The sequence below is a fragment of the Synechococcus sp. R55.4 genome (assembly GCF_047461935.1).
Classification (GTDB): Bacteria; Cyanobacteriota; Cyanobacteriia; order Thermostichales; family Thermostichaceae; genus Thermostichus.
Genome location: NZ_JANSIF010000040.1, coordinates 23,208 through 30,098 on the forward strand (window position 1 = coordinate 23,208; position 6,891 = coordinate 30,098).

Annotated in this window: 8 protein-coding genes and 1 tRNA gene; 7 read left to right on the forward strand and 2 right to left on the reverse strand. The window is 59.7% G+C overall.

Annotated features, from left to right (window positions below; all coding sequences use genetic code 11):
• Positions 1–96: 96 nt before the first annotated feature.
• Positions 97–1,068 carry a solanesyl diphosphate synthase gene (gene sds, locus NW842_RS09925; protein ID WP_041436149.1) on the forward strand — a complete coding sequence of 324 codons (972 nt, stop codon included), beginning with the start codon at positions 97–99 and terminating at the stop codon, positions 1,066–1,068.
• A 28-nt stretch (positions 1,069–1,096) separates the two neighbouring features.
• On the opposite strand, the gene lepB is transcribed toward sds, so the two are convergent.
• A complete protein-coding gene (lepB, locus tag NW842_RS09930) occupies positions 1,097–1,783 on the reverse strand; it encodes a signal peptidase I (protein WP_041436160.1) in 687 nt (228 codons plus the stop codon).
• Positions 1,784–1,944: 161 nt separating this feature from the next.
• On the opposite strand from lepB, the gene NW842_RS09935 reads away from it, so the two are divergent.
• A complete protein-coding gene (locus NW842_RS09935) occupies positions 1,945–2,322 on the forward strand; it encodes a hypothetical protein (protein WP_414417946.1) in 378 nt (125 codons plus the stop codon).
• A gap of 31 nt (positions 2,323–2,353) precedes the next feature.
• Here the strand turns inward: NW842_RS09935 and NW842_RS09940 are convergent, their stop codons facing one another.
• Entirely contained in the window at positions 2,354–3,400 is a 1,047-nt protein-coding gene (locus tag NW842_RS09940) for a hypothetical protein (RefSeq protein ID WP_414332177.1), read from the reverse strand.
• A 168-nt stretch (positions 3,401–3,568) separates the two neighbouring features.
• On the opposite strand from NW842_RS09940, the gene NW842_RS09945 reads away from it, so the two are divergent.
• The 5 genes from NW842_RS09945 to NW842_RS09965 all read left to right on the forward strand — a co-directional run bounded on the left by NW842_RS09945 (position 3,569) and on the right by NW842_RS09965 (position 6,891).
• Positions 3,569–4,288, forward strand: a complete 720-nt coding sequence (locus NW842_RS09945) for a pyridoxine 5'-phosphate synthase (protein ID WP_011432110.1) — start codon at positions 3,569–3,571, stop codon at positions 4,286–4,288.
• Positions 4,289–4,302: 14 nt separating this feature from the next.
• A complete protein-coding gene (locus tag NW842_RS09950) occupies positions 4,303–4,935 on the forward strand; it encodes a DUF3318 domain-containing protein (RefSeq protein ID WP_011432111.1) in 633 nt (210 codons plus the stop codon).
• Between the two features lie 12 nt (positions 4,936–4,947).
• The gene (locus NW842_RS09955) at positions 4,948–5,781 is read left to right on the forward strand and encodes a biotin--[acetyl-CoA-carboxylase] ligase (RefSeq protein WP_414417947.1); all 834 of its coding nucleotides are present in this window, start codon (positions 4,948–4,950) and stop codon (positions 5,779–5,781) included.
• A 56-nt stretch (positions 5,782–5,837) separates the two neighbouring features.
• Positions 5,838–6,728, forward strand: coding sequence for a M23 family metallopeptidase (locus NW842_RS09960; RefSeq protein ID WP_414417948.1), 891 nt, complete (start codon positions 5,838–5,840; stop codon positions 6,726–6,728).
• An 83-nt stretch (positions 6,729–6,811) separates the two neighbouring features.
• A tRNA-Leu gene (locus NW842_RS09965) sits at positions 6,812–6,891 on the forward strand.

A 6,891-nucleotide genomic window follows, 5' to 3' on the forward strand; every position in this document is an offset into this window, starting at 1 on the left:
CCTGCATGATACCGCTTGGTTTTCCCCGAGAACGATGGGGTACTCTACAATAGGAAAAGATGTGAAATTTTGTAAAACCTCTCATACTTTGGCTCCATGACCTCTGTGCTCTCCCCCTTTGGCCCTGTAGAAGCGGATCTGGAGCGTTTACGCCAGAACCTGACGCGGTTGGTGAGTGCCAAGCACCCCATTCTGGCCATGGCTGCCGAACATCTGTTTTCGGCGGGGGGGAAAGGGATCCGGCCAGCCATTGTGCTCCTCATCGCCCGCGCCACCACCCCAGATGGAGAGATCACTCCCCGTCATTGGCGCTTGGCAGAGATTACTGAGATGATCCATACGGCCAGCCTGGTTCACGACGATGTGATTGATGCTGCCGATGTGCGACGGGGCATCGATACGGTGAATACCCTCTTCGACAATCGGATAGCCGTGCTGGCGGGGGATTACCTCTTCGGCCAAGCTGCTTGGTACTTGGCCAATCTGGACAACCTGGAGGTAGTGAAGCTCCTTTCCAAAGTAATCATGGATTTGCCGGAGGGAGAGGTGCGCCAGAGCCTCACCCGCTTCGACCCGGATGTGTCGATGGAAGACTACCTGGCCAAGAGCTTCTACAAAACGGCCTCCCTCATGTCCGGCAGTTCCAAGGCTGCTGGCCTGCTGAGCGGGGTTAGCGAGGAAGTGGCGGATCGCCTGTTCGATTTTGGGCGGGATCTGGGCATTGCTTTTCAGATTGTCGACGATCTGCTGGATTTCACCGCTTCGGCAGAGACGCTTGGCAAGCCTGTGGGATCCGACCTCATCCAGGGCAACCTCACTGCACCCGTTCTGTTTGCCCTAGAGGAATTTCCCCAGATGCGAGAGCTCATTCTCAGGGAGCTGTCCAACCCGCAAGACCTGAAGCAGGCCCTGGAGTGGGTGTATCAAAGCGAAGGGATCCCACGCTCTCGTCAGTTGGCCCGCGACTACGCCCAGCGGGCTGCCGAAGCGCTGTATAGCCTGCCGGACTCTGCGGCGCGTCGTGCTTTGTTTCAGATGGTGGACTATGTGCTGGAGCGGCTGCACTGAGCAGTCCCGACAGGGTCAAGCTGGCTTTCTACCGGGCTGTGTTGCCCAACACTTGGGCCTCTGGAAGAAGCTCAGGATATTCTGGCGGGGCGAAAAAGTGTAGGCGATTTGGGGGCCAAAAGCGAAAAATGGTGTTGCCGATGATGTTTTCTTCCGGCAAGAAACCCCACACATGGGAGTCTTGGCTGTCGTTGCGGTTATCCCCCATCACAAAATAGGAGCGGGGAGGAACCACGAATTCGGATCCCTGATTGGGAACTCCAGGACAGCGCTCGCCAGGGCAAGAATAGTCGGGGGGGGCATAGATGTAGTCTTCCCGCAGCGGGATCCCGTTGATGATGACCTCACCGTTGGCGATGCGAATGCGATCTCCCGGCAGGCCGATCACCCGCTTGATGTAGGCCCCGTCGAAGTTCAGTTTGGCGGGAGGGTTGAAAACAATAATATCGCCTCGTCTGGGCGAACCAAAGCGGTAGCTGACCTTTTCCACCACCAGCCGATCCCCTTCTTCCAGAGTGGGCAGCATCGAATCGGAGGGGATCCAACGCGCCTCTGCCACAAAGGTGCGAATGCCGAAGGCCAGCAACAGAGCCAGCACCACCGTCAGAAGGTTTTCCCGTTGCGCCTGCCACCAGCTGCGGGATCCCGAGCTGGCAGGGGTTTCCCCTGATGGCGACTGGGGCTTGGGCAGAGGAGTTGGATCTTTTGACGGCATGGAAGCTAACGAACAAGACTTCACGATCTCAAGATTATCGCACCCCATCCAGGGCAGCAGAATGGGATGCCCTCCCATTAAACCCCTGCCGGAGAGACGAATAGCCGGCAATAGCATAGGATGGGTATTCTGGTGTACCGTACTCGCGACTGTTAGCCCCTATGACGATTTCAACAGAAGAGCGCCTAGAGCGAGTCGAGCGCCTGGTCGAGGCCAATAGCCAAGCAATAGCTCGTCTCACCCAACAACAAGAGGAAGTTTTGAGGCGGATCGATCGGCTCTCAGGGGATAGCGAAAAACTCTCGGAGCGGGTTGAAAAGCTCTCGGAGCGGGTTGAAAAGCTCTCGGGCGATGTCGAAAAGCTCTCGGGCGATGTCGAAAAGCTCTCAGGTGATGTCGAAAAGCTCACTTTTAAGTTCGACACCTCACAAACCATCGGGGAACGGCTGGAACGTCTAGCCACCAGCCTGATTGCCGGTGCCACCATCAGCATCATTGCCGGAGTGATTTTGGTGCTGCTGCGGGAGGGATCCCGTTGAAGGGATGTTGCTCGGGGCTGGTTTTGGGGGGTCAACTGCCGGAATTGAGTTTTTCCCAGTCCTGCTGGTGGATGGCGATCATCTGGGCTTGGGCTTGAATAGCCGCCAACACCTCCGTCATCAGGGGCCAGTCGCTCCGCGGCGGACTGGGGTACTGCTTAAGCTTGTCAACTGTGTTGCTGAGAGCACTTTGCAATTGTTGCAGCAGTTGATAGGTCTGTTGGGCCAAAGCTAGGGTCTCAGAGACGCGGAGGTTATTCTGGCCTTGTTGATATTTCTGGAGAGCTTCCCCTCGCAGGATGCTCAAGATGGCCCCTTCTCTAGAGGCGGCAGTCTGGCCACTTTTGGAGCGCTGCGGTATGATGCGCAACTGCAACACCAGTGGCTCCCCCCGGTACATCCGCTCCACCTCTGCCTGCTGCGGCTCCCCGATCAACTCCGGATCCAGCGCCATCATCCGCTTCATGGCGGTGATCAACTTCGCTCGTATGGACTCGGAGAGATCTTTGAACAGATCCCGCAAAATCCCCTGCTGGCGGTAGCGCACTCGACAAGAAGGCCCCTCTTGAGGCTCCACGAAAATTTGCTCGGCTTTCTCATCCAAAGCTCGCCGCAGCATCGAGTTGAGCAACTGCTGCACTGTCTCTTCTGATTCGTCGGCGGGGACGGACGGAGGCTGGGTTGGCCTCAACTGCGTGGGTGGCCCCGACACGGGAGCAGGAACCTCCCGAGTCACCCGGTTGGCTTGGGCCTGGAGGCGCAGCCGCTCCACCTCTGCCGGGTCGGGGGGATGGCTGAAGTAGTAGGCAATTAAATCCTGCTGCTGCTGAGCGGTGAGAGGGATTGGCTGGACGGAAATCTGGGAATAGGCCAGCATTTTGCTCACATAGTCCAACGCCGCCAAATCCTGGGGATCCACCATGCCCAAGATGAGGCTGTCGGTATCCAGGGCCAAGGGGACGACTTGGTAGTAAATGCAGATCTCCACCGGCAAGTACTGGGCAATTAAGGCCGGCACTCGCGCCCGGTCAACAATGGAGTGTTGTCCCACCGCCAGAGAGGCATCTGGATCAGTCATGGCAAGCCCGGAGTGGATCCCGCACAGGCGAGACGTCGCTACCTGATCATAGAGTAAAGCCTACACCCTCGCGGCCTGAGGCCCATGGCATCCTGGCTCATCTGACCGGCGTAAATTGAATAATGTAATACTAGGGGTATTCTCCTCTACACCCAAAGCAGTAAAGCCTTGTTAAGTCTTGGAGTTAACATCGACCACATTGCCACCCTTCGACAGGCACGCCGCACGGTGGAGCCAGATCCGGTAGCGGCAGCGGTGATTGCCGAGCTGGCGGGGGCAGATGGCATTACGGTGCACTTGCGCGAGGATCGCCGTCACATTCAAGATCGGGATGTGCGGCTGTTGCGGCAAACTGTGCGCACCCACCTCAACCTGGAGATGGCAGCCACCGAGGAGATGGTGGCGATTGCCCTGGAGGTCAAGCCCGACTACGTCACTTTGGTTCCTGAGCGGCGGGAGGAGATCACCACCGAAGGTGGGTTGGATGTGGCGGGGCAGGTGTCGCGCCTCAGGGATGTGGTCGGCCAACTGCAGGGATCCGGCATTCCCGTCAGCTTGTTTATCGACCCAGATCCGACCCAAATTGCCGCTGCTGCCCAAGTGGGAGCCCGCTGGGTGGAGTTGCACACGGGGCGCTACGCAGAAGCCTCATCCGCAGCTCAGCGGCAGGTGGAACTTGACCACCTGGAAAAGGCCAGCCAACAGGCTCTTCAGCTGGGCTTGCGGGTGAATGCGGGACATGGTCTTACCTACTGGAATGTCGGCCCAGTGGCGCGGATTCCGGGAATGGAGGAGCTGAACATTGGCCACAGCATTATCAGTCGAGCGGTGCTGGTGGGGCTGGATCGGGCGGTGCGAGAGATGCGTCAGGCGATGGGACTAAGCTGAGGAGCAGGCCCGGCATGAACTCGGAATACTACGGCTACGAAAACTACGTTCTGGATCAGGCGGAGATTGAGCGCCTGTTGGATCTGCTGCCAGCCAGTATGCGGGAGAGTGTGAAGATCTTGCCCGCCTCGGAACGGCAAACGGTGGTGATCAAAGGCCGTCGGCAAATGCCCTGGGAACGGCAGATGCGGCTGTTCATCAAGCCCTACGAGTGGCGGCAATTTACCCCCCTGCAGCGGGCGGGGCTGTTCCTGCACAAGGTGGGCTACTACAGTCGGGCGGTGTCGCGGCAGATCGACTTTTACCTGGCCATAGCAGCTCTGGGGGGGTTGAGCTTGATCTTCGAGGCCGTACAACAGGATCCCGTGGGAGCAACCGTTTCGGGTGGTTTGAGTGGCTTGGCCCTCTGGCAGTTGCGCCGCGACCAAACCAATGACCGTCGTCTGTTGGCTGCTGACGCCTATGCGGTGGATCGCCTGGTGTTGCGCGGGATCCCGCGGCTGCAGGCGGTGGAGGCCCTAGGGCAGGCGCTGCATGTGGAGGCCCGTCTGGAGGGGCGCTCGGGCAATGATCTGCTGGACATGTTGCGCTACCAAAACCTCAAGCGGCTGGCCCAGCGTCCGGCGGAAGACATTGTGTTGAGCTAATCCCGGGTAGAGATGCTTTCCCCCTCGCGGCTGGGATCCCAGGCGGGCCGGTGGGGCCGCTATCTCCTGCAGGTGGCGGTGACCGACTCCACCAATCGGCTGCTCTTGGATTGGGGGCGTCGCTTCCCACAGCCGCTGCCGGTGGGCACAGTTTTGGTCAGCACCCGCCAGCGGGCCGGGCAAGGTCAACATGGGCGAGTGTGGCACTCGCAGCCGGGGGGGCTGTACCTGTCCGTTTGGCTGGGATCCCCGCCCTTGCATCACTCGCTGCTGGAACTGACCCTGACCTTGGGCTGGGGCATTGCGGGCCGTTTACGGCAAAACCTTGGGATCCCGCTGCGGCTGAAATGGCCCAACGATTTGGTGGTGGTGGACGAGCAGCGCCCGGATTCTCTGCTCAAGCTGGGGGGGATCCTGGTGCAAAGCCGCTTTGGGGGGGGCGGGCAACTGCTGGGGTTGGTGGCCGGTGTGGGGGTGAATGTCAACAACCCCGTTCCCATTGGGGCGATCACCTTAGCCCAAATTTTGGGATCCCCTCTGCACCGCTCACTCGACCGCACCGAGATTGCCGGCTGGGTTCTGCAGGGGATGGAGCAGGGATTCCACGTCTGGTTGCAAGGGGGATTTGCCCCCGTTCGCTCAGAGTACGAAGCCTGGATGGTCAAGCCGCAAGTCCAATGGCTCGAAAGGGGGACTAGCCTCACGATCTTGGGCCTTGCCGAGGATGGAAGGGTGCGAGTACAAACACGGGGGGAGCGACATTGGCAACAGCAGCCATCCATCCGGACGCTTACACCCGACCAAGTTCGCTTGAGCTATCACATGCCGGCGGGCGATAGCCTGTAATTTCTCTTGTGTTTTTTATGTGGCCTGTGTTGAACTCGGTGATGAAGCTTTTGGTTATGGCAGCGCGCCTTTTCTCCCCCCGAGCTCGGCGGCTGCGCTTTTGGCTGAAGATAGGGCTGGCTCTGCTCTGGTTTTATCCCACTGCTCTGCTGGCCCAAACCCAACCAACCCCTTTGCCCCCGCCGCCCATGGTGGAACCGGCCCTAGACACGCCTGGGGCAGCAGCCCTGCTGCTGGATGGAGCCATTCCCCTGGGAGAGGGCAGCCCTGCGACCCTTGAGGCAGAAACCCGCCCAGAGACGGTAGTGGGCCGCGAGATCGTGATTGAGCCCCAGAAGAACCATGACCTGGTTCCCCATGCTCAGCCTGAAGGTGGGGTGCCGGTGGTGCTGATGGAACGCAGCTCCGGTCGCCGCATCATTCTCGCCCCCGGCCAAGAGATTCGCATTGAGGATCCCAGCCAGCCCCAAGCTCCTGAACCGCAAACGCCAAGGTTGCCTGAACTGGCGGCAGGTGACGAACGACTGCTCTACCCCCTACCTCACCCGGTGCCGATTACTTCTGGATTTGGCATGCGAATTCACCCCATCCGCGGAGAGCCAGAGTTTCATGCCGGGGTGGATTTGGGGGCCAGCATGGGCACGCCGATCCTGGCCTCTTTAAGCGGCAAGGTGGTCACTTCGGGATCCCTGGGGGGTCTAGGGATCACCGTTGTGCTGGAGCATGCCGGCGGTCGGCGCACTCGCTATGGCCACATGTCCGAAGTTGCTGTAACACCGGGGGAAGTGGTAGAGCGGGGATCCGTCATCGGCTATGTGGGGGCGACCGGAGCGGTAACTGGGCCGCACCTCCACTTTGAGCTGTGGAAGCGGGCGGTGGGGCAAGGTTGGGTGGTTCTGGACGCCACAGATGATCTGAAGGTTGCTGTTGCCCAGCTGCCGGGTTAGCCAGAGCCGGCTTGGGTTAGCATAGGTGGGCGGGCTCCAACTGGAATGCTGGCGCAGGTAACCAGTTGGGTCATGCAGGTTTTGCGGACGTGGCGGAACGGCAGACGCGCTAGACTTAGGATCTAGTGCCGCAAGGCGTAAGGGTTCAAGTCCCTTCGTCCGC